This is a genomic window from Mycobacterium sp. IDUB_1 (assembly GCF_055419625.1).
Window position 1 is genome coordinate 442,538 of sequence record NZ_JBVAYA010000005.1, and the last position, 21,000, is coordinate 463,537.

Here is a 21,000-nt window from a genome sequence, read left to right on the forward strand (position 1 = left end):
TCAGACCAGCGCGCGCAGCGACGGCAGCAGCGCAGTCAGCGCACGGCCGCGGTGCGAGACCGCGTCTTTTTCCTGCGGGGTGAGCTCGGCGGCCGTCCGATCCGAATCAACTGGCAGGAACACCGGGTCGTACCCGAACCCCCCGGCGCCGCGCGGCTCGCGGACCACGGTGCCGCGCCACTCGCCGCGCACCACCACGGCGTCAGCGTCGCCAGGCCCGTGGACCAGCGCACACGCGGACACGAACGCCGCCCCGCGACGCTCGTCGGGGACGTCGGCCAGCTGACCGAGCAGCAGCGCAGTGTTGGCGGCGTCGTCGCCGTGCCGGCCTGACCACCGCGCGCTCAGCACCCCCGGCATGCCGTTGAGCGCGTCGACTTCGATGCCGGAATCGTCGGCCACCGCCGGCAGGCCCGTCGCGGTGTAGGCGTCGCGCGCCTTGGCAAGAGCGTTCTCCTCGAATGTCGCGCCTGTCTCGGGCGCTTCGTCGAACGCGGCCACGTCGGCCAGCGACACCAGCGTCACACCGCCTACCCCGGCGGCATCGAGCACCCGCTGGAGTTCGGTCAGCTTCTTGAGGTTGCGAGTGGCAACCAGGAGCCGGGTCAGCTTCCGAACGCCTTCTTCGAAGGCTCGCCCGATTGGGGCAGCGTCCCGGGGTACGGCAACTCCAGCGCCTCCTGCTGGATCACGAACAGCTGATCGCAGGCGGCCATCGCGGCGTCGAGCATCTTGTCGAGAGTCGAGCGGGGGAACGTCGCGCCCTCGCCGGTGCCCTGGATCTCGACCAGCGTGCCGGTGTCCGTCGCGACCACGTTCATGTCGACTTCGGCGCGTGAATCCTCGGTGTAGGGCAGGTCGACGCGGATACGGCCGTCGACGACGCCGACGCTGACCGCTGCGATCGCACAGGACAGCGGTCGCGGGTCCTTGAGTTTGCCGGCGGCGGCCAGGTAGGTCACGGCGTCTGACAGCGCGACGTAGGCGCCGGTGATGGCAGCGGTGCGGGTGCCGCCGTCAGCCTGCAGGACATCGCAGTCGATGGCGATCGTGTTCTCCCCCAGCGCAGCCAGGTCGATGCAGGCACGCAGCGAACGCCCGACCAGGCGGCTGATCTCCTGGGTGCGACCGCCCACGCGGCCCTTCACCGACTCGCGGTCGGAACGATCGTGGGTGGCTGCGGGCAGCATCGCGTACTCCGCGGTCAGCCAGCCCTGGCCGGAGCCCTTGCGCCACCGCGGAACGCCCTCGGTCACGCTCGCGGTGCACATGACCCGCGTCTGCCCGAACTCGACCAGCACCGATCCCGCCGGGTGGGTGGTGAAGCCGCGGGTCAGGGTGACGGGGCGAAGCTCGTCGTCGAGCCGGCCGTCTTCTCGTCTGGACACGGGCCAACCCTAGCCGGTCGCCAAGACCGCGCCGAGATCGACGTAATGGCGGGCGCCTCTCGCACAAACCCGCCCAAATGTCGGTTTGGGCGATAAGGGGTCAGATGTCGAATGCCTCGTTGGCCACGACGGCGTGCACCGGACCGTCGAACTCCGCCTTCGCCTCGCTGATGACGTCTTCGCGCGACGTCCACGGCGGGATGTGGGTCAGCAGCAGCTCGCGGACCCCCGCGCGGGCGGCCGCGCGACCGGCCTCGGTGCCCGAGAGATGCAACCGCGGCGGACGGCTCGGGTCGTGTGTCCACGACGCCTCGCACAGGAACACGTCGGCGCCGCGGGCCAGATCGATGAGCGCGTCGCAGTAGCCGGTGTCCCCGCTGTAGACGAGCGTGGCGCCCGACGGGTCGGTGATGCGCATGCCGTAGGACTCCGTCGGGTGGCAGACCAGGCGCGGCACGATCGTCAGCGCTCCGATCTGGACGGCCTGGTTGTCCACCCAGTGCCGGATGTCGAAGATGTCGGTGAAGTCGTCGATCTCGCCACCTTCTGGCGACGACGCAGAACCGAGACGCGCCCACGTGTTGGCCGGACCGTAGACGACACCGCGTTCGGTGGCCGGGCTCGGGTGATAGCGACGCCAGACGAACAAGCCGGGCAGATCCAGGCAGTGATCGGCGTGCAGATGCGACAACAGGACGTGCACCGAATTCGGATCCGCGTGGCGCTGAAGAGCACCGAGAACGCCGCCACCGAAGTCGAGGACCAGCGGCGGAGTATCGGGCGCGGTCACCAGATAACCGGACGCGGGCGAATCAGGTCCGACCACACTGCCGGAACACCCCAGTACGGTGACTCGCACGCCCACTAGCTTGCCATGCCCACCAGCGCTATGCGGAAAACATCGCCGCTTTCCGCGACCGAGATCATGTCCGTGTTCCGGCGTGACCCTGGACATGGCGCACACCGTCGAGGGAGGGCCCCAGGAAACGCGCCGCCAACCGCGTGAACGCCTCCGGATCGCCGGTCGCCTCGAACACCCGTCGCGGCGCCGGCGCACCATCACCCGGGTGCGGCCGCAGCAGGTCGCGCTCGGTGAGCACCCGTAACAGATCCTTTGCTGTTTCCTCGGCACTCGACACCAACGTCACGTCCTGGCCCATTGCCAGCTGGATGAGGCCTGACAGCATCGGGTAGTGCGTGCAGCCCAGGACCAGGGTGTCGACCTGTGCCCGTTGCAGTGGTTCGAGGTAGCCCTCGGCCAGGCCGAGGACCTGCCGCCCGCTGGTGACACCACGCTCGACGAAGTCGACGAAGCGCGGGCAGGCCACCGAGAACACCTCGAGGTCGCGTGCGGCGGCGAACGCGTCCTGGTAGGCGCCCGACGCGATGGTCGCGGCCGTGCCGATGACACCCACCCGGCCGGTGCGCGTGGTGCTGACGGCTCGCCGGACGGCGGGCAGGATGACCTCGACAACGGGAATCGGCGCGTACCGCTCGCGCGCGTCCCGTAGGCAGGCCGACGACGCGGTGTTGCACGCGATCACCAACGCCTTGATGCCTCGCTCGGCGAGGTCGTCACCGATGGCGAGTGCGTGCTCACGGATCTGCGGAACCGTGAGAGGGCCATAGGGTCCGTTGGCCGTGTCGCCGACGTAGACGATCTCCTCGTCGGGCAGCTGGTCGATGATCGCGCGGGCCACGGTCAGGCCGCCGACCCCGGAATCGAAGATCCCGATCGGCAGATCCGCGCTCATCGGGACAGGTAGGGCGGAGCGGGGGCGCCCTTGCCGACGGCGCGAGTGCGCCGCTCCGGGCCGGACAGGAGGTACGCCGCGAGCACCCCGGCCAGCGCACCGCACAGATGGCCCTGCCAGGAGACGCCGAACGTGCCAGGCAGGACGCCGAGCAGCACGCTGCCGTAGAAGAACAGAACAACGACGCCGACGGCGATCTGCCACACCTTGCGGGTGAAGAAGCCGAACACGATCAGGAAGGTGAGCCAGCCGAAGATCAGGCCGGACGCGCCGATGTGATTGGTCTCGCAGCGCACACCGACGTAAGGGCACTGGGCACCGATGTTGCCGATCAGCCAGGTGCCCAGGCCGCCGACGAGCCAGATGATCGCGGTGGCGAACAGAAACCGCGACAGCCCCGCCAACGTCATCAGGAACCCGAGGACCAACGCCGGAACGGTGTTGGCCATCAGGTGTTCCCAGTTCGAGTGCAGCAGAGGGGCGAACAGGATTCCCGCCAGACCGTCGGTTTCCAGCGGTCGAATTCCATTGCTGTCCAAGCGATGTCCGCTCACGGCATCGAATGCTTCGATGACCCAAAGCATGACGACGAACGACACGATGGTGAGCCCACCGACGAGCCAGCCGGGACGTTGCCGCCCCGCGGTCGGGCCGGGGCTTCCGCCGGTGCCCGTCATGCCCATAGTTGCCCTTCCAGCGCGTCTTCTGCGTCGTCCAGGCTACCGGCGTAGGCACCGGTGGACAGATACTTCCACCCGGCATCACACACGGTGAAGGCGATGTCGGCACGCTCCCCCGCCTTGACGGCCTTGGCCGCCATGCCGAGTGCTGCGTGCAGGATCGCGCCGGTGGAGATACCCGCGAAGATGCCCTCCACCTGGATGAGCTCACGGGTACGGCGCACCGCGTCGAAGGACCCGACCGCGAACCGGGTGGTCAGCACGTCGGGGTCGTAGAGCTCGGGGATGAAGCCCTCGTCGATGTTGCGCAGCGCGTACACCCCTTCGCCGTACCGGGGTTCGGCGGCGACGATCTGCACTCCCGGCACGTTCTCGCGCAGGAACCGACCCGTGCCCATCAGGGTGCCGGTGGTGCCGAGCCCCGCCACGAAGTGCGTGATCTCGGGGAGGTCCGCCAGCAGTTCCGGGCCGGTGCCCTCGTAGTGCGCCATGGCGTTGGCGGGGTTGCCGTACTGGTAGAGCATCACCCACGAAGGGTTCTGTGCAGCAAGCTCTTTGGCGTGCGCGACCGCGGTGTTGGAGCCACCCTCGGCCGGTGAGTAGATGATCCGCGCGCCGTAGAGCTCGAGCAGTTGGCGGCGCTCGATCGAGGTGTTCTCCGGCATCACGCAGATCATGTTGTAGCCCTTGAGCAGAGCCGCCATCGCCAGCGAGATGCCGGTGTTGCCGCTCGTCGGTTCCAGGATCGTCGCACCCGGTTGGAGCCGACCCTCGCGCTCCGCCTCCTCGATCATGCGCAGTGCCGGCCGGTCCTTGATGGACCCCGTCGGATTGCGGTCCTCGAGTTTGGCCCACAGGCGCACGTGCGGATCGCCATCCCACGCCGGCGAGAGCCGCGGCAGTCCCACCAGCGGGGTGCTGCCGAGCGCCTGCAGCAGAGAGTCGTACCTCATCAGCCTCCTGCCACGGCCGGCAGGATCGTCACCGAATCACCGTCGGAGATCTCGGTGTTCAAGCCGCCGGAGAACCGCACGTCCTCGTCGTTGACGTAGATGTTGACGAACCGGTGCAGCTTGCCTGGATTGGCGGGGTCGACCAGCCGTTCGGTGATCCCCGAGTAGTTGGCTTCCAGATCGTCGATCACCGCCTGCAGGGTCGTCCCGGAGGCGGACACCCGCTTCTCGCCGCCGGTGTGGGTGCGCAGGATCGTCGGGATGGACACGGTGACGGACATGGCAGGGCTCCTCGGTTCTCGGGTTGTCTGGCGTCAGTACTGCTCGACGACGGTGACGGGTTCTTCGGTTACCACGCCGTCCACGATGCGGTAGCTCCGCAGCTCGTGCTCGTCGGGATCGCGCGTCGACACCAGCACGTAGTGGGCGTCCGGTTCGGAGGCGTAGGAGATGTCGGTGCGGCTCGGGTACGCCTCGGTGGCGGTGTGCGAGTGGTAGATCACGATGGGCGCCTCGTCGGCGTCGTCCATGGCCCGCCACACCTTCAGCTGCTCGCCGGAGTCGAACCGGTAGAAGGTCGGCGACCTCTCGGCGTTGACCATCGCGATGAACCGCTCAGGTCGGTCGGACCCCTCCGGGCCGGCGATCACCCCGCACGCCTCGTCGGGGTGGTCGGCGCGTGCATGATCGACCATCGCCGCCACCAGGTCAGCACGAATCGTCAGCACCCGCTCTCCTTCACTCGAACGCTCCGGGCAACAGCCCACGGTAGGTCGGTATTCCGGCGACGCCCTCGGCGGCCAGGACCCCGGCCAGCACCGCGCTGGCCAGCACGTCGGCCGCGGCCGCGCCGACCGCCGTCATCAGCGGCACCTCCGGAGACATCGACGCCGGGAGCTGTGTCGACGAGGCGGGGCCGGGCTCGACCTCGACGGCACCGGTGGCCAGCGCGAACACCGTGTCACCGTCCAGCGGCGTGTGGCACGGCCGGATCGTGCGCGCCAGCCCGTCCTGCGCGGCGACGGCGACGCGGCGGCAGGCCGCCTTGCTCAGCGCCGCGTCCGTGGCCACGACCGCGATCGTGGTGTTGAGCGGGCCGAGCTCGCCGTGCCGGTCCGCGTAGGCGGCGATCTGGTCGGCCGGCGGCGCCACCAGGCCGAACTCCTCGATGAGGTCGGCCTGCCAGGGCAGCCCGGTGGCCGGATCGACGACGTCGCCCGCCGAGTTGACGACGACCAGCGCGCCGACGGTGACGCCGATGTCGAGCGTCACCGACGCGGTCCCGACGCCGCCCTTGAGCACCCCTGCCCGCGCCCCGACACCCGCGCCGACGGTACCGATGGCGGTGTCAGCGGCAGCCGCGGCGGCCGCGGAAAAGCCGAAGTCCGCGGTCGGCCGGCATTGCCAACCGCCTACGGGCAGGTCGAAGATCACCGCGGCGGGCACGATCGGCACCACCCCGCCCGTCATCGCGACGCCGCGCTGCTGCTCTTCCAGCCACGTCATCACGCCGTCGGCGGCGGCGAGCCCGAAGGCGCTGCCACCGGTCAGGACGACCGCGTCGACGTGCCGCACCGAATTGCTGGGGTCCAGCAGATCGGTCTCGCGGGTGCCCGGCGCTCCACCACGGCCGTCGACTGCGCCGACCGTGCCCGGCGGGGTCAGCACGACGGTGGTTCCTGTCGCCCAGCCCGAACCCAGCGCGGCATCGGAGTCGATTGCATGGTGGTGCCCGACGCGGATGCCGCCGACGTCGGTGATCGCGCCCGGCATCAGCGCCCCGTCCCCATCAGGCTGACGACCAGGTAGTCCTGCAGAACCGTGAGCCACTGGTAGACGTCGAGGTGTCCGGCCATCGGATGGTCACCGGGCAGCCGGTCGGGTCCATCAGGGCCGATCTCGAGCATGGTGCCCAGCGCCAGTCGGACGTCGTTGACCGCCGAGACCCATGCCTGCGCGTCGTCCTCGGACAGCTCGAACTTCCCGCCGCCGGTGGGAATCGTCGCCAGCAGGCGACCCGCCGCGGTGCGCTTGGCGTCGAGGATTTCGGGCTCGTGCAGACTGCGCAACGCGCTGTTGAGACTCTCGGCCGGACCGGATCCGGCGGGGTGGTCGGTCGCCGGCTTGTAGAAGTCGGGAAGCAGCCGCTTCATCGTATCGTCTTGCGGCGCAGTCGAATTACCGGTGCGAATGCCCGTGATCTCGGCGAGCTCGTCGACCGGCGCCGATGCAGCACGCTCGTCGAGCATGTCGAGTAGCGACGTCACCAGACTGGAGAGCAGGTCGGCCTCGTGAGCGGCCAGTGCCGACCGGAACCGTGGGCCGTCACCGCCGTCGACCCTCTTCCATTTACGCACAGCCGGGTCAGCGGTCCTGTTGCAGTGTCGCCCACAACCCGGCGGCGTGAAGCTTGGACACGTCGACCTCCATGGATTCCCGGGTGCCGGCGGAGACCACGGCTTTACCCTCGTTGTGCACCTGCAGCATCAGCTTGGTGGCGTGCGACTCGCTGTAGCCGAACAGCTTCTGCAAGACGTAGGTCACATACGTCATCAGGTTCACCGGGTCGTCCCAGACGATCGTGACCCACGGGGTGTCCGCGGCGGCATCGGAGCTCACCTCGCGTTCTACGGAGGTATCCGGTCGTGCCTTCGCCGGCGTCACCATGCGGGCCAGAATACCGGGGTCCTCCCCCGGCTCCGAACCGATACGGTTGGGCGGTGACCTCGTCGCCGGAGAACCCGTCTGCGCACCCCTCACCGGCCCTGCTGACCGACAAGTACGAGCTGACCATGCTCGCGGCCGCGCTCGAGGACGGCACCGCCCACCGCCGCACCTCGTTCGAGGTGTTCGCGCGGCGGTTGCCCGACGGCCGGCGTTACGGCGTCACCGGCGGGACGGGACGCTTCCTGGAAGCGTTGTCGCAGTTCAGGTTCGGTGAGTCCGAACTCGCCGCACTCGAGCGTTTCTGCGATGCCGACACCCTCGCCTACCTCGCCGCCTACCGCTTCAGCGGAGACATCGACGGCTACCCCGAGGGTGAGCTGTACTTCCCGGGCTCGCCGGTGCTCTCCGTGCACGGCACGTTCGCCGAGTGTGTGCTGCTCGAGACGCTGGTGTTGTCGATCTTCAATCACGACACCGCGATCGCATCGGCGGCTGCGCGGATGGCCAGCGCTGCGCAGGGCCGCCCGATGATCGAGATGGGGTCGCGCCGCACACACGAGGCCGCGGCGGTCGCCGCGTCGCGCGCCGCGTACATGGCCGGGTTCACCGGATCGTCGAACCTGGAGGCCGAGCGCACCTACGGCGTGCCGGCGCTCGGCACCAGCGCGCACGCGTTCACGCTGCTGCACTCGGAGGCCGGGCAGTCCGCCTCCGACGGGGAGAAGGCGGCGTTCCGTGCGCAGGTCGACGCACTGGGCGTGGGCACCACACTGCTGGTCGACACCTACGACATCACCGCCGGGGTCGCGAACGCGATCGACGCCGCCGGCCCCGAGCTGGGCGCCGTGCGGATCGACTCGGGCGACCTCGGTGTGCTGGCCCGCCAGGTGCGCGCCCAACTCGACGGGCTCGGCGCCACCGGCACCAAGATCGTGGTTTCCGGCGACCTCGACGAATTCGCGATCGCCGCCCTGCGGGCCGAACCTGTCGACATCTACGGGGTGGGCACGTCGGTGGTGACCGGATCGGGTGCGCCGACGGCGAGCATGGTCTACAAGCTGGTCGAGGTCGACGGCCTCCCGGTCGCCAAACGCAGCAGCCACAAGGAGTCCCACGGCGGCCGCAAGCAGGCGACGCGGCTCGCCAAGGAGTCCGGCACGATCGTCGAGGAGGTGGTTCACCCCTTTCACGATGAGGCCGAGGACTCGTTGGACGTGCCGCCCGACCTCGTGGCTCGGACGGTGACGACGGCGCTGGTGCGCGACGGGCAAGCGGTCGCCGATCTCTCCCTCGCGGCAGCGCGTGAGCGCGTGCAGCAGGGTCTGCTGAGCCTGCCTTGGGACGGGTTGAAGCTGTCCAAGGGCGAACCCGCAGTCCCGACCCGGATGATCGCCCCCCGCGGTCGGTAGGGCGGTGGGTACCAAGCCCGGCGAGGTCGCCGAACTCCTCGCCGCTGCGGTCACCGCGCTGGGCGGCGCGCATCGCGACGGACAGGTCGCGATGGCCGAAGCGGTTGCGCAGTCCTTCACCAGTGGTGAGCATCTGGCCGTGCAGGCCGGCACGGGAACCGGCAAGTCACTGGCCTATCTCGTACCCGCCATCGCCCACGCGCTCTCCGACGAGCGGCCCGTCGTCGTGTCCACCGCCACCATCGCGCTGCAACGTCAGCTCGTGGACCGCGACCTGCCGCGCCTCGCCGACTCGCTGACGCCCCACCTCCCCCGACGGCCGGAGTTCGCCCTGCTGAAGGGGCGAGGAAACTACCTGTGCCTGAACAAGATTCACAACGGATCCGGAAACGGGGCAACCGAACCCGCCGATGACCAACCGCAGGACCAACTGTTCAACCCGGTCGCGTCCACTGCGCTGGGCCGCGATGTCGCCCGGCTCACCGAATGGTCGGCCAGCACGAAGACCGGTGACCGCGACGACGTGGTGCCCGGTGTGCCGGACCGCGCGTGGGCGCAGGTCAGCGTGTCATCGCGGGAGTGCATCGGGGTCTCGCGGTGCCCCTTCGGCTCCGACTGCTTCGCCGAGCGGGCGCGCGATCGCGCCGCCGACGCCGACGTGGTGGTGACCAATCACGCGCTGCTGGCCATCGACGCGATCGGGGATGCCAACGTGCTGCCCGAACACGACCTGCTGGTGGTCGACGAAGCCCACGAACTGGTGGACCGGGTGACGGGCGTGGCGACGGCCGAATTGTCGGCTACAGCGCTGGGCGTGGCGCAACGCCGTGCCGCGCGCGTGCTCGACGCCGAACTCGTCGAACGCTTCGAGGCGGCCTCGGCGACGTTGTCGTCGGCCCTCTTCGACGCTCGGCCGGGTCGCATCGACGTGCTCGACGAGGAGCTCGGGAGTTATCTGAGCGTGCTGCGCGACAGCGCGAGCCGCGCCCGCACCGCGGTCGAGACCGCCCCGAACGATCCGAAGACGACCACCGCGCGCGCCGAGGCCGCGACGGCGCTGGGCGACGTCGCCGACACGGCCGCGCGAATCCTCGCCTCCTTCGTGCCGGCCATCCCCGACCGCACGGACGTCGTCTGGGTCGAACACATCGAGGACACCCGCTCGGGCAACCGCACCTTGCTGCGCGTCGCCCCACTGTCAGTGGCCGGGCTGCTTCGCGCGCGACTGTTCGGTCCCACCACCGCGGTGCTGACGTCGGCGACGCTGACCGTGGGCGGGGATTTCGACGCGATGGCCGCGGCGTGGGGACTCACCGGCGCACCGGAGGCCGACGCCAGCTGGCGCGGGCTCGACGTCGGCTCGCCGTTCGACCACGCCCGCTCGGCGATCCTCTACGTCGCCGCGCACCTGCCGCCACCCGGGCGCGACGGCGTCGGCTCAGCGGAGCAGCTCGACGAGATCGCCGGCCTGATCGAGGCAGCCGACGGGCGCACGCTGGGTCTGTTCTCCTCGATGCGCGCCGCGCGGTCCACCGCCGAGATCATGCGCGACCGCCTCGCCACCCCGGTGCTGTGTCAGGGCGAGGACAGCACCGCCGCGCTGATCGCACGCTTCGCCGCCGACGAGCAGACGTCGCTGTTCGGCACCCTCTCGCTGTGGCAGGGCGTCGATGTGCCCGGTCCGTCGCTGTCCCTGGTGCTGATCGACCGGATTCCCTTCCCCCGCCCCGACGATCCGCTGCTGACCGCGCGCCAGCGCGCCGTCGCCGCGCGCGGCGGCAACGGTTTCATGGCGGTGGCCGCCAGCCATGCTGCGCTGCTGCTCGCCCAGGGTGCAGGCAGGCTGCTGCGCCGCGTCGACGACCGCGGCGTGGTGGCCGTCCTGGACTCCCGGATGGCGACCGCGCGCTACAGCGGCTACCTGAGGTCGTCGCTGCCGCCGTTCTGGGCCACCACCGACGGCGACGCCGTGCGGGCCGCACTGCGGCGGCTGCACGGCGGCGGCTGAGCCGAGGTTCGTCGACTGCCCGGCAGCAGACGAGCGCGGTCACTATTGTCGATCGCGCAGGTGGCCGGCGTTCCGCTGCGGGCCGCGGAACGACCCGAAAGGCGGCGTCATGGGCCCGTCGACACGACCACGGACACTGCTGGGCGTTCTGATCGGCGTCGGAGCGGTGCTGTGTGCCGCCTGCGCTACGACCGTGCAGGGCAACGCCGTATCGGTGTTCAACGATCCGTTCTCCGTCGCCGGGATGCCCGCCACCGACGGACCCACCGGCCTGCGGCCCAATGCCGAAGGACCCAGCCGTGAGGTCGAAGGCACCGACGGCGGAGACATCGACAACCTGGCGGCCAGCGCTGTCAGCGACGTCGAACAGTTCTGGGAGAGCGCGTATCCGGAGACCTTCGACGACGGCTTCACTCCCGTCAAGGAGTTGATCTCCTGGGACGCCGGGAGTTTCGACGGGACGTTCTGTGGCGATGACACGTTCGGCCTGATCAATGCCGCCTACTGCTACCCCGACAGGACCATCGGCTGGGACAGGGGTCAGCTGCTGCCGGATCTGCGCCGCGCTCACGGCGACATCGGTGTGGCGATGGTGCTGGCTCACGAGTACGGCCACGCGGTCAGCCGCGCCGCCAAGCTCACCACCAGTGACACTCCGACCCTGGTCGCCGAGCAGCAGGCCGACTGCCTGGCCGGTTCCTACATGCGCTGGGTGGCCGAAGACAACTCTCCCCGCTTCTCTCTGAGCACCGGCGACGGGCTGAACAACGTCCTGGCAGGCGTCATCTCGTTCCGCGATCCCCTTCTGCAAGAAGGCGATCCGGGGGCAGGTGTCGACGAGCACGGCTCGGCCTTCGAACGCATCTCGGCCTTCCAGTTCGGCTTCACCGACGGGCCGAAGGCGTGCGCCGGAATCGACATGCGCGAGATCGGTCAGCGGCGCGGCGACCTCCCGGTCCTCTTACCCGAGGACGAGTCCGGCGAGTTGGCGATCGACGAGAGCTCGGTGCGTTCCATCATCGACGCGATGGGAATCCTGTTCTCCCCCACCGCGCCTCCCGCGCTCAGTTTCGACGCGGCGGCCGCGAGCACGTGCGCCGACGCGCGCCCCAGCCCACCCGCGTCGTACTGCCCGGCCACCAACACCATCGTCGTGGACCTGCCGGCGTTGACCCAATTAGGCGCCCAGGGCGCCGAAGGCGGGCTGGCCTCCGGCGACAACGTCGCCTACTCGGTGCTGGTCTCGCGGTACATGCAGGCGATCCAGCACGAGCGCGGCGGGGTGGCACTGGACAACGCCGAAGCCGCGCTGCGCACTGCGTGTCTCACCGGTGTCGCGACGGTCAAGATGTCCAAGCAAGTCACCACCCCCGACGGTGCGACGATCGCACTGACGGCCGGCGACGTCGACGAGGCGGTGTCGGGCCTGCTCACCAACGGCCTGGCCGCCAGCGACATCAACGGCGAGTCCGTGCCGTCGGGGTTCTCCCGCATCGACGCGTTCCGCGTCGGCGTGCTCGGCGACGCGAACCGCTGCTTCGCGCGCTTCCAATAATTGCCCCACCCAGCGATGCCCCCCCAATGATTACCCCACCCAGCGATACCCCCCAAAGGTCACCCCGCCAGCGTCACCAGACCCAACTCGTTGTCACCGGCCAGCAGGCGATGGTGGGGCAGCACGCGCACGGTGTATCCGACCGGACCGGTGACCGGTAGCGGCGTGCTGGCAGTGAAGATGTCCTCGCCGCCGTCGGAGACTCCCGAGTGGGTCATCGGGACCGTCACCGGATCCACCAGTGCGTCACCGGCATCCACGCGTCCGAGAACCGCCTGCACCGTCACCTCGTCGGGTGCGAGCCCCTCCAGGCAGAGCCGCGCCGTCAGCGTCAGCTCCGAGCCGAGCAGCGGCGTGTCGGGCAGGCCGTAACTGTCGACCTCGACGATGCGGACGCTCGGCCACGCCTTCTCCACTTTCTGCCTGTAGTCGGCGAGCTCGCGCGCAGCGCCGAAGGGCATGCCGTAGTCGCCCGCTGCCACGTCTCCGGGCTCGATGGACTGCCGCAGCGCCCATGCCGCAGGAAGGTAGTAGCGCTGGGTGTAGTCCTGCACCATCCGCGAGGCCAGCACCTTCGGTCCGAGGACCTGCAGTGTGTGCCTGACCATCTCGACCCAGCGGGTCGGGACACCCCGCTCGTCGCGGTCGTAGAACTTCGGCGCCACCGCGCGCTCGAGCAGGTCGTAGAGCGCGGCTGCTTCCAGGTCGTCACGCCGGTTCTCGTCGGTCAGCCCGTCGGCTGTCGGTATCTCCCAACCGTTTTCGCCGTCGTACCACTCGTCCCACCAGCCGTCGCGGATCGACAGGTTCAGTCCGCCGTTGAGCGCACTCTTCATCCCCGACGTACCGCAGGCCTCCAGGGGGCGCAGCGGGTTGTTCAGCCAGACGTCGCAGCCGTGGTAGAGCGTGCGTGCCATCGACATGTCGTAGTCGGGTAGGAAGGCGATACGGTGCCGGACGTCGGCCTGGTCGGCGAACCGCACGACCTGCTGGATCAACGCCTTACCGCCTTCGTCCGCGGGGTGTGACTTGCCGGCCACGATCAGCTGCAGGGGGCGCTCGGGATCGAGCAGGAGCCGCCGCAGCCGCTCGGGGTCGCGCAGCATCAGGGTCAGGCGCTTGTAGGTGGGCACTCGGCGGGCGAACCCGATGGTCAACACATTCGGATCGAATGCTGTTGCGATCCAACCCAGTTCGGCATCAGCGGCGCCACGCTCCAACCAGGAGCGGCGCACCCTGTCCCGGACGTCGTACACCAGTGCCTCGCGCAGCTGCGAACGAATCCACCACAGATGACCCGGGTCCACCTCGTGCAGACGCTCCCACGTCTCGGGCTCCTGCAGCGAGCTCAGATCCTGGCTGCCGAGCAGCTCCCGCCCCAGCTCCAGCCACTGCGGAGCTGCCCACGTCGGGGCGTGGACGCCGTTGGTGATCGAGCCGATCGGTACCTCGGCCGGGTCGAAGCCGGGCCACAGGTTGTTGAACATCTCGCGACTGACGCGGCCGTGCAGCAGCGACACCCCGTTGGCGCGCTGGGCCAGCCGCAAGCCCATGTGGGCCATGTTGAACTTCGTCGGGTCGTCCTCGGAGCCGAACGCGAGGATGCGTTCCACCGGCACTCCGGGCAGTAACCGCGAGCTGGAGGCCCCCGCGTCCGCGCCGAAGTACCGCGACACCATGTCGACCGGGAACCGGTCGATACCTGCCGGCACCGGGGTGTGGGTGGTGAACACCGTCGACGAGCGCACGACCGTCAGCGCGGTGTCGAAGTCGAGTCCCGCCTCGATCAGCTCCCGGATGCGTTCAGCCCCGAGGAAGCCGGCGTGGCCCTCGTTCATGTGGAAGACCTCGGGCGCGGCGAGACCTTCGATCTCGGTGAACGCCCGAATCGCGCGCACGCCGCCGATGCCGGCCAGCAGTTCCTGCCGGATGCGGTGCTCCTGGTCGCCGCCATAGAGCCGGTCGGTCACCGAACGCAGTTGGTGATCGTTTTCGGGGATGTCGGAATCGAGCAGCAGCAGCGGGATACGGCCGACCTGAGCGATCCAGATCCGGGCGAAGAGCTGTGCAGAGTCGGGCAGCGCCAGACTGATCAGGACGGTCTCTCCCGAGGCGTCGGCGAGCAAACGCAACGGCAGGCCCTGCGGGTCGAGTAGCGGATAGTTCTCGTGCTGCCAGCCGTCGGCGGACAGCGACTGCCGGAAGTAGCCCGACCGGTAGTACAGCCCGACCGCGATCAGCGGGAGCCCCAGGTCTGACGCCGACTTGAGGTGATCGCCCGCGAGGATGCCGAGACCCCCGGAATAGTTGGGCAGGACCTCGGCCACCCCGAACTCCATCGAGAAGTACGCGATGCCTTTGGGCAGCACAGCACCGTCACCGCGGGCCTGCCCGAGCTGCTGGTACCACAGGGGCCGGCTCAGGTAGTCGTCCAGATCGGCGGCGAGAGCACCGAGGCGCGAGACGAAGTGCTCGTCGCCGGCGAGGGCCTCGAGCCGTTCCGGGCTGACGTGGCCGAGCATCGCCACCGGGTCCGCGCCGACGAGTTTCCAGAGCTCCGGATCGATCGTTTCGAACAGATCCTGGGTCGGTTTGTCCCATGACCACCGCAAATTGATCGAGAGCCGTTCGAGTGCGGCCAGCGATTGCGGGAGGTGGGCGCGGACGGTGAACCGACGGAGAGCTTTCACACGTGCTCACGTTACTGCCGTGACGCCCGCCCATGGGTGACGTGCTGCACTTCCACTCTCCCGCTGGGTTGAGGCTGACACTACGGTGGGTATAGGCGCGACGAAGGTGCACGACGAGCTGTGAACCAACCATCCAACGTGTTAGGGAGTGCTTGAGTGACCGCCGGTCGGATCGAAATCGATGACGTCCAGCCTGTGGTGTCCGGCGGGAGATTCCCCGCCAAGGCGGTGATCGGCGAGGTGGTTCCGGTGACCGCGACGGTGTGGCGCGAGGGCCACGACGCGGTCGCGGCCACGCTGGTCGTCCGCTATCACGGCACCAGTTATCCGCCTCTGGCCGACGAGCCACCAGGCCGGACCAAGACGACACAGGCGGTCCCGATCGAGGAGGTCGTGACCCCCTCGTCGGCACGCGTCCGTCCGGCCGCGCTGCCGATGGCGGCAGGTCGCACGCCAGACGTGTTCCACGGCCAGTTCACCCCAGACGCTGCCGGCCTGTGGACGTTCCGCGTCGACGGGTGGGGCGATCCCATCGCGACGTGGCGCCACCACGTGATCGCCAAGCTCGAGGCCGGACAGAGCGAGGGCGAACTGTCCAACGATCTGCTCCTGGGCGCCAAGCTCTTCGAGCGCGCATCCACCGGCGTGCCGCGTCAGATGCGCTACCCGCTGATGGAGGCCGCAGAACGGCTGCGCACGCCCGGTGATCCGTACTACCGGGCCGGGGCCGCACTCTCCCCCGAGGTCACCGAGCTGGTCGACCAGTATCCGCTGCGCGAACTCATCACCCGCGGCGCTGCCTACGGCATCTGGGTCGATCGGCCGCTGGCCCGCTTCAGCTCCTGGTACGAGTTCTTCCCGCGCTCGACGGGCGGCTGGGACGACTCCGGCAACCCGGTGCACGGCACGTTCACGACGGCGAAGACAGCGTTGCCGCGGGTCGCCCGCATGGGCTTCGACATCGCCTACCTGCCGCCGATCCACCCGATCGGCAAGGTGCACCGCAAGGGCCGCAACAACAGCGTCACCGCCGGCCCCAACGACGTCGGCTCACCCTGGGCCATCGGCAGCGACGAGGGCGGTCACGACGCCGTCCACCCCGACCTGGGCACGATCGACGACTTCGACGACTTCGTCGCCGCCGCACACGGCGAAGGCCTAGAGGTCGCCCTCGACCTGGCGCTGCAGTGCGCACCCGATCACCCGTGGGCCAAGGAGCATCCGGAGTGGTTCACGGTGCTGCCCGACGGCACGATCGCGTACGCGGAGAACCCGCCGAAGAAGTACCAGGACATCTACCCGCTGAACTTCGACAACGACCCGGCCGGCCTCTACGAAGAGGTCCTGCGCGTCGTGAAATTCTGGGTGTCCCACGGCGTCAAGGTGTTCCGCGTCGACAATCCCCACACCAAGCCGCCGAACTTCTGGGCCTGGCTCATCGGCGAGGTCAAGAACATCGACCCCGATGTGCTGTTCCTCGCCGAGGCCTTCACCCGGCCGGCGCGGTTGTTCGGCTTGGCCAAACTGGGTTACACGCAGTCCTATACGTACTTCACCTGGCGCACCGCGAAGTGGGAGCTGACCGAGTTCGGCCAGTCGATCGCCGAGCACGCCGACTACGCGCGGCAGAGCTTGTGGACCAACACCCCCGACATCCTCCATGCGAGCCTGCAGCACGGCGGCCCGGGGATGTTCGCGATCCGGGCTGCGCTGGCCGCCACGATGAGTCCGACGTGGGGCGTGTACTCCGGTTACGAGCTGTTCGAACACCGCGCCGTGAGCGAGGGCAGCGAGGAGTACCTCGACTCGGAGAAGTACGAGCTGCGGCCCCGCGACTTCGAGGCCGCGCTCGCCGACGGCGAGTCGCTGGAGCCGTTCCTGACTCGGCTCAACGAGATTCGCCGGCTGCATCCGGCCCTGCACCAGCTGCGCACGATCCGGTTCCACCACGTCGACAACGACGCATTGATGGCCTACAGCAAATTCGATCCCGTGACGGGTGATCAGGTGCTGGTCGTGGTGACGCTCAATCCCTTCGGTGCCGAAGAAGGCACGGTGTGGTTGGACATGCCCTCAGTGGGAATGGATCCGCAGGAGCGTTTCTGGGTGCGCGACGAGATCACCGGAGAGGAATACCAGTGGGGCCAGAGCAACTACGTGCGTCTCGAACCCGCCCGCGCGGTGGCGCACATTCTCAACATGCCCCAAATCCCCGCCGACCAACGAATGAACCTGCTGCGTAGGGAGTGACGAGATGGCCAAAGCGTCCAACCTGACCAACCAGATCGACAGCCCGCACCTGCGGCCGCACACCGCCGATCTGAATCGACTGCTCGCCGGCGAACATCACGACCCGCACTCCGTGCTGGGCGCCCACGAGTACGACGACCACACCGTCATCCGGGTCTACCGCCCGCACGCGGTGACGGTGACCGCGATCATCGGCGGTGTCCGGTACCCGTTGCAGCACATCGAAGCCGGCGTCTTCGCGGTCGCGGTGCCGTTCACCGGGCTGATCGACTACCGCATCGAAGTCGACTATTCGGGCGACGAGTCCGGGTTCGTGCACACTGTCGCCGACCCGTACCGGTTCCTGCCGACGCTGGGTGAAGTGGATCTGCACCTGTTCGCCGAGGGCCGCCACGAGCGGCTCTGGGAGATCCTCGGGGCGCATCCGCGCACGTTCGAGACCCCCGACGGCGTGGTCAGCGGTGTGTCCTTCGCTGTGTGGGCACCGAATGCCAAGGGCGTCAGCGTGATCGGCGACTTCAACCACTGGGGCAACGAGGCACAGATGCGGGTGCTGGGCTCCACGGGCGTGTGGGAGTTGTTCTGGCCGGGCTTCCCCGAGAACGGCCTGTACAAGTTCCGCGTACACGGCGCTGACGGTGCCGTCACCGAGCGGGCCGATCCGATGGCATTCGCCACCGAGGTGCCACCGCAGACGGCGTCGAAGGTGTTCGCCAGTGACTACACCTGGACCGACGACCAGTGGATGGCTGACCGGGCGCTACGCAATCCGGTGTTCGAGCCGATGAGCACCTACGAGGTGCATCTGGGCTCGTGGCGACCGGGGCTGAGCTACCTCGAGCTCGCTGACCAGCTCACCGACTACCTCGTCGAGCACGGGTTCACCCACGTCGAGATGCTGCCTGTCGCCGAACACCCCTTCGGCGGTTCGTGGGGCTATCAGGTCACGTCGTATTACGCTCCGTCGTCGCGGTTCGGCACACCGGACGAGTTCCGTCACCTGGTCGACACGCTGCACCGTGCCGGCATCGGTGTGATCGTGGACTGGGTGCCCGCTCACTTCCCGAAGGACGCGTGGGCGCTGGGCCGGTTCGACGGCACCGCACTCTACGAACACGGCGACCCTCGTCGTGGCGAACAATTAGACTGGGGCACATACGTTTTCGACTTCGGCCGGGCGGAGGTGCGCAACTTCCTCGTCGCGAACGCGCTCTACTGGCTGCAGGAGTACCACGTCGACGGACTGCGCGTGGACGCAGTCGCCTCGATGCTGTATCTGGACTACTCCCGTCCAGAAGGCGGTTGGACCCCGAACATCTACGGCGGCAGGGAGAACCTGGAGGCCGTGCAGTTCCTGCAGGAGATGAACGCCACGGTCCACAAGATCAATCCGGGCATCGTGACGATCGCCGAGGAGTCGACGTCCTGGCCGGGCGTCACCCGACCGACCAGCCTTGGTGGACTTGGCTTTTCGATGAAGTGGAACATGGGCTGGATGAACGACACGCTCGAGTTCGTCAAGCGCGACCCGATTCACCGCAGCTTTCACCACGGCGAGATCACGTTCTCGATGATCTACGCGTTCAGCGAGAATTTCGTGCTGCCGATCAGCCATGACGAAGTTGTCCACGGCAAGGGCACGCTGTGGGGTCGCATGCCGGGCGACGATCACATGAAGGCGGCCGGCATTCGCGGGCTGCTGGCCTACCAGTGGGCGCATCCGGGTAAGCAGTTGCTGTTCATGGGGCAGGAATTCGGGCAGCGCGCCGAGTGGTCCGAAGAGCGCGGCGTCGACTGGTGGCAGCTCGACGAGCAGGGCTTCTCCGACGGCATCTTGCGGATGATGACCGACGCGAACAGCATCTACCGCAGCCGGCGCGCGCTGTGGTCGCGCGACACCAGGCCCGAGGGGTACTCCTGGATCGACGCCAACGACTCGGCGAACAACGTGCTGAGCTTCCTGCGCTTCGGTGACGACGGCTCGATGATGGCGTGTGTGTTCAACTTCTCGGGTTCGGAGCACAGCAGTTACCGGCTCGGCCTGCCGCACGCCGGGAAGTGGCGCGAGGTCCTCAACACCGACAGCGACAACTATCACGGCTCGGGTATCGGCAACTACGGTGCGGTCGAGGCGACCGATGAGCCGTGGCACGGACGCCCCGCGTCGGCGGTCATGGTGCTGCCGCCGCTGGCAGCCCTGTGGTTCGAACCGGAGCCGCCGGCCTAGTTTTTACCGGCGAGCAGACGCGAACTCGCGCTCAGAGGGCGCGAAACACCCGAGTTCGCGTCTGCTCGCGCGGGTAAAGTGATCAGTAGAGGGCGTTGGCCAGGTTGCGCCGGCCGGTGATGACGTCGGGGTCCGCGGGATCGAACAGGTCGAACAACTCGATCAGCCGTGTCCGGACACGCGCGCGGTCATCGCCCGCGGTGCGCTTGATCAGCCCGATGAGCCGGTCGAAGGCGGCCGTCACATCCTGACTCAGGATCTCGACGTCGGCGGCGGCCAACGCCGCGTCGACGTCCGCCGGCGCCGCGGCGGCGCGCGCCACCGCATCCTGCGGGTGCGTCGTGGCGCGCTGCAGGAAATCGATCTGGCGTACGGCACCCTTGGCCTCGGCGTGCTGCGGATCGGACTCCAGAATCGCCTGGTACGCGCTGCGGGCCGCGTCGAAGTCACCTTGATCGAGCAGGGCGCGCGCGTTGTCCAGCACCGGATCCGACTGCTCGCCGTCCTCGGGAGCCGAGCCGCCGCTGAGTTTGCCTGCCGTCGCCTCGAGCAGCGAGTCGACCCAGCGCCGCAGCTGATCCGGCGGTTGCACGCCCTGGAAGCTCGACAGCGGCTGGCCAGCGGCCAGGGCCACCACGGTCGGGACGGCCTGCACACCGAACATCTGCGCCACTCGAGGCGTGGTGTCGACGTTCACGGTGGCCAGCGACCACTTCCCGCTGTCGGTCCGGGCCAGCTCACCCAGGATGTCGGCCAGCTGGACGCTGGAATCGCTGCGCGGTGACCACAGCAGCACGACGACGGGCACCTCGTTGGACCGGACGAGGACCTCGGCCTCGAAGTTGACCTCGGTCACCTCCACCCCGCCCGGTGCGCCGCCCGACGGTGCGGAGCGGTCGTCGGGACCGGAGGCCGGCCGCTGTTTGAGTGCTGACAGATCGACGGCGCCCGCCAATGCGGGCGAGATGCGGGGTCCAGGACGCGTCACGAAAGCAAGTCTGTCACGACTCTTCTCAGGTGGTTTCGGGTGCCGTCCGTCGGGCCGCCCCGGCGCTCACACCGACCGATTCCGACCCCGCCGGACGGCCCATTCGACCCGTCCTATCAGCCCATATGAGGAAGATCACACTGCCCAGTGGCACGATGCTGCCCAGCAACGCCAGCAACCACGTGCCCAGCTTCCACCTCAGCGCCAGACCGGTGAACACCGCGGCGACCACGAAGGCGATGAACACGCCCCCGTGGATCGGACCGAAGACCTTCACGCCGACCTCGGTCCGGGGTGTGCCCAGGTACTTGAAGTACATGCCGACCAGCAGACCGATCCAGCTGAGCGCTTCCGCGAACGCGATCAGCCGGAACCACGCCGCGGCATTGCGGACGTCGAATGCACGTGTCATGGCGCCATTGTGCCGCACC

General features: G+C 68.7%; 19 protein-coding genes. 5 read left to right on the forward strand and 14 right to left on the reverse strand.

What is annotated here, in order from left to right; genetic code table 11:
* From rdgB to clpS, 11 genes are all read right to left on the reverse strand, one after another.
* A complete protein-coding gene (gene rdgB, locus ACZYYX_RS26225; protein ID WP_463817782.1) occupies positions 1–609 on the reverse strand; it encodes an RdgB/HAM1 family non-canonical purine NTP pyrophosphatase in 609 nt (202 codons plus the stop codon).
* Complete coding sequence (gene rph / locus ACZYYX_RS26230; RefSeq protein ID WP_463817710.1) at positions 606–1,388, reverse strand: ribonuclease PH; 783 nt, start codon at positions 1,386–1,388, stop codon at positions 606–608. Before rph ends, rdgB begins: the two co-directional genes overlap by 4 nt.
* 100 nt (positions 1,389–1,488) lie before the next feature.
* The gene (locus ACZYYX_RS26235) at positions 1,489–2,253 is read right to left on the reverse strand and encodes a cyclic nucleotide-degrading phosphodiesterase (protein ID WP_463817712.1); all 765 of its coding nucleotides are present in this window, start codon (positions 2,251–2,253) and stop codon (positions 1,489–1,491) included.
* 58 nt (positions 2,254–2,311) lie between these two features.
* A complete protein-coding gene (gene murI / locus ACZYYX_RS26240) occupies positions 2,312–3,142 on the reverse strand; it encodes a glutamate racemase (RefSeq protein ID WP_463817713.1) in 831 nt (276 codons plus the stop codon).
* The gene (locus ACZYYX_RS26245; RefSeq protein WP_463817714.1) at positions 3,139–3,825 is read right to left on the reverse strand and encodes a rhomboid family intramembrane serine protease; all 687 of its coding nucleotides are present in this window, start codon (positions 3,823–3,825) and stop codon (positions 3,139–3,141) included. Before ACZYYX_RS26245 ends, murI begins: the two co-directional genes overlap by 4 nt.
* Positions 3,816–4,778, reverse strand: a complete 963-nt coding sequence (locus ACZYYX_RS26250) for a PLP-dependent cysteine synthase family protein (protein WP_463817783.1) — start codon at positions 4,776–4,778, stop codon at positions 3,816–3,818. The genes ACZYYX_RS26245 and ACZYYX_RS26250 overlap by 10 nt, the downstream gene beginning before the upstream one ends.
* Positions 4,775–5,056, reverse strand: a complete 282-nt coding sequence (locus tag ACZYYX_RS26255; RefSeq protein WP_463817715.1) for a MoaD/ThiS family protein — start codon at positions 5,054–5,056, stop codon at positions 4,775–4,777. The genes ACZYYX_RS26250 and ACZYYX_RS26255 overlap by 4 nt, the downstream gene beginning before the upstream one ends.
* A 33-nt stretch (positions 5,057–5,089) precedes the next feature.
* Positions 5,090–5,503, reverse strand: a complete 414-nt coding sequence (locus ACZYYX_RS26260) for a M67 family metallopeptidase (protein WP_463817716.1) — start codon at positions 5,501–5,503, stop codon at positions 5,090–5,092.
* Positions 5,504–5,513: 10 nt separating this feature from the next.
* Complete coding sequence (locus ACZYYX_RS26265; RefSeq protein ID WP_463817718.1) at positions 5,514–6,548, reverse strand: P1 family peptidase; 1,035 nt, start codon at positions 6,546–6,548, stop codon at positions 5,514–5,516.
* Positions 6,548–7,132 carry an oxidative stress transcriptional regulator AosR gene (gene aosR / locus ACZYYX_RS26270; protein WP_463817720.1) on the reverse strand — a complete coding sequence of 195 codons (585 nt, stop codon included), beginning with the start codon at positions 7,130–7,132 and terminating at the stop codon, positions 6,548–6,550. The genes ACZYYX_RS26265 and aosR overlap by 1 nt, the downstream gene beginning before the upstream one ends.
* A 7-nt stretch (positions 7,133–7,139) precedes the next feature.
* Positions 7,140–7,442 carry an ATP-dependent Clp protease adapter ClpS gene (gene clpS / locus ACZYYX_RS26275; RefSeq protein ID WP_463817721.1) on the reverse strand — a complete coding sequence of 101 codons (303 nt, stop codon included), beginning with the start codon at positions 7,440–7,442 and terminating at the stop codon, positions 7,140–7,142.
* Between the two features lie 53 nt (positions 7,443–7,495).
* Here clpS and ACZYYX_RS26280 point away from each other — a divergent pair, with 53 nt between their 5' ends.
* From ACZYYX_RS26280 to ACZYYX_RS26290, 3 genes are all read left to right on the forward strand, one after another.
* Positions 7,496–8,851 carry a nicotinate phosphoribosyltransferase gene (locus tag ACZYYX_RS26280; protein WP_463817723.1) on the forward strand — a complete coding sequence of 452 codons (1,356 nt, stop codon included), beginning with the start codon at positions 7,496–7,498 and terminating at the stop codon, positions 8,849–8,851.
* Positions 8,852–8,855: 4 nt separating this feature from the next.
* The gene (locus ACZYYX_RS26285; protein WP_463817725.1) at positions 8,856–10,859 is read left to right on the forward strand and encodes an ATP-dependent DNA helicase; all 2,004 of its coding nucleotides are present in this window, start codon (positions 8,856–8,858) and stop codon (positions 10,857–10,859) included.
* Positions 10,860–10,968: 109 nt separating this feature from the next.
* A complete protein-coding gene (locus ACZYYX_RS26290) occupies positions 10,969–12,414 on the forward strand; it encodes a neutral zinc metallopeptidase (RefSeq protein ID WP_463817726.1) in 1,446 nt (481 codons plus the stop codon).
* A gap of 59 nt (positions 12,415–12,473) precedes the next feature.
* Here ACZYYX_RS26290 and ACZYYX_RS26295 read toward each other — a convergent pair whose 3' ends face one another.
* Complete coding sequence (locus tag ACZYYX_RS26295; protein ID WP_463817727.1) at positions 12,474–15,104, reverse strand: glycosyltransferase family 1 protein; 2,631 nt, start codon at positions 15,102–15,104, stop codon at positions 12,474–12,476.
* Positions 15,105–15,260: 156 nt separating this feature from the next.
* Here ACZYYX_RS26295 and ACZYYX_RS26300 point away from each other — a divergent pair, with 156 nt between their 5' ends.
* On the forward strand, positions 15,261–17,354 hold the full coding sequence (locus tag ACZYYX_RS26300) for an alpha-1,4-glucan--maltose-1-phosphate maltosyltransferase (protein WP_463817729.1): 2,094 nt from the start codon (positions 15,261–15,263) through the stop codon (positions 17,352–17,354).
* Positions 17,355–17,358: 4 nt separating this feature from the next.
* Positions 17,359–19,581: a 1,4-alpha-glucan branching protein GlgB gene (gene glgB, locus ACZYYX_RS26305; RefSeq protein ID WP_463817730.1), complete on the forward strand. Its 2,223-nt coding sequence runs from the start codon at positions 17,359–17,361 to the stop codon at positions 19,579–19,581.
* A gap of 82 nt (positions 19,582–19,663) precedes the next feature.
* Here glgB and ACZYYX_RS26310 read toward each other — a convergent pair whose 3' ends face one another.
* Complete coding sequence (locus tag ACZYYX_RS26310; RefSeq protein WP_463817731.1) at positions 19,664–20,569, reverse strand: tetratricopeptide repeat protein; 906 nt, start codon at positions 20,567–20,569, stop codon at positions 19,664–19,666.
* Between the two features lie 25 nt (positions 20,570–20,594).
* Positions 20,595–20,981 (reverse strand): DUF3817 domain-containing protein, encoded by a 387-nt coding sequence (locus ACZYYX_RS26315; RefSeq protein WP_463817732.1) that lies wholly within the window; start codon positions 20,979–20,981, stop codon positions 20,595–20,597.
* Positions 20,982–21,000 lie beyond the last annotated feature (19 nt).

Coding starts and splice junctions, on each gene's coding strand:
- murI (WP_463817713.1), bottom strand. CDS start 3,142: ATGAGCGCGGATCTGCCGATCGGGATCTTCGATTCCGGGGTCGGCGGC.
- ACZYYX_RS26245 (WP_463817714.1), bottom strand. CDS start 3,825: ATGGGCATGACGGGCACCGGCGGAAGCCCCGGCCCGACCGCGGGGCGG.
- ACZYYX_RS26255 (WP_463817715.1), bottom strand. CDS start 5,056: ATGTCCGTCACCGTGTCCATCCCGACGATCCTGCGCACCCACACCGGC.
- ACZYYX_RS26265 (WP_463817718.1), bottom strand. CDS start 6,548: ATGCCGGGCGCGATCACCGACGTCGGCGGCATCCGCGTCGGGCACCAC.
- clpS (WP_463817721.1), bottom strand. CDS start 7,442: ATGGTGACGCCGGCGAAGGCACGACCGGATACCTCCGTAGAACGCGAG.
- ACZYYX_RS26290 (WP_463817726.1), top strand. CDS start 10,969: ATGGGCCCGTCGACACGACCACGGACACTGCTGGGCGTTCTGATCGGC.
- glgB (WP_463817730.1), top strand. CDS start 17,359: ATGGCCAAAGCGTCCAACCTGACCAACCAGATCGACAGCCCGCACCTG.
- ACZYYX_RS26315 (WP_463817732.1), bottom strand. CDS start 20,981: ATGACACGTGCATTCGACGTCCGCAATGCCGCGGCGTGGTTCCGGCTG.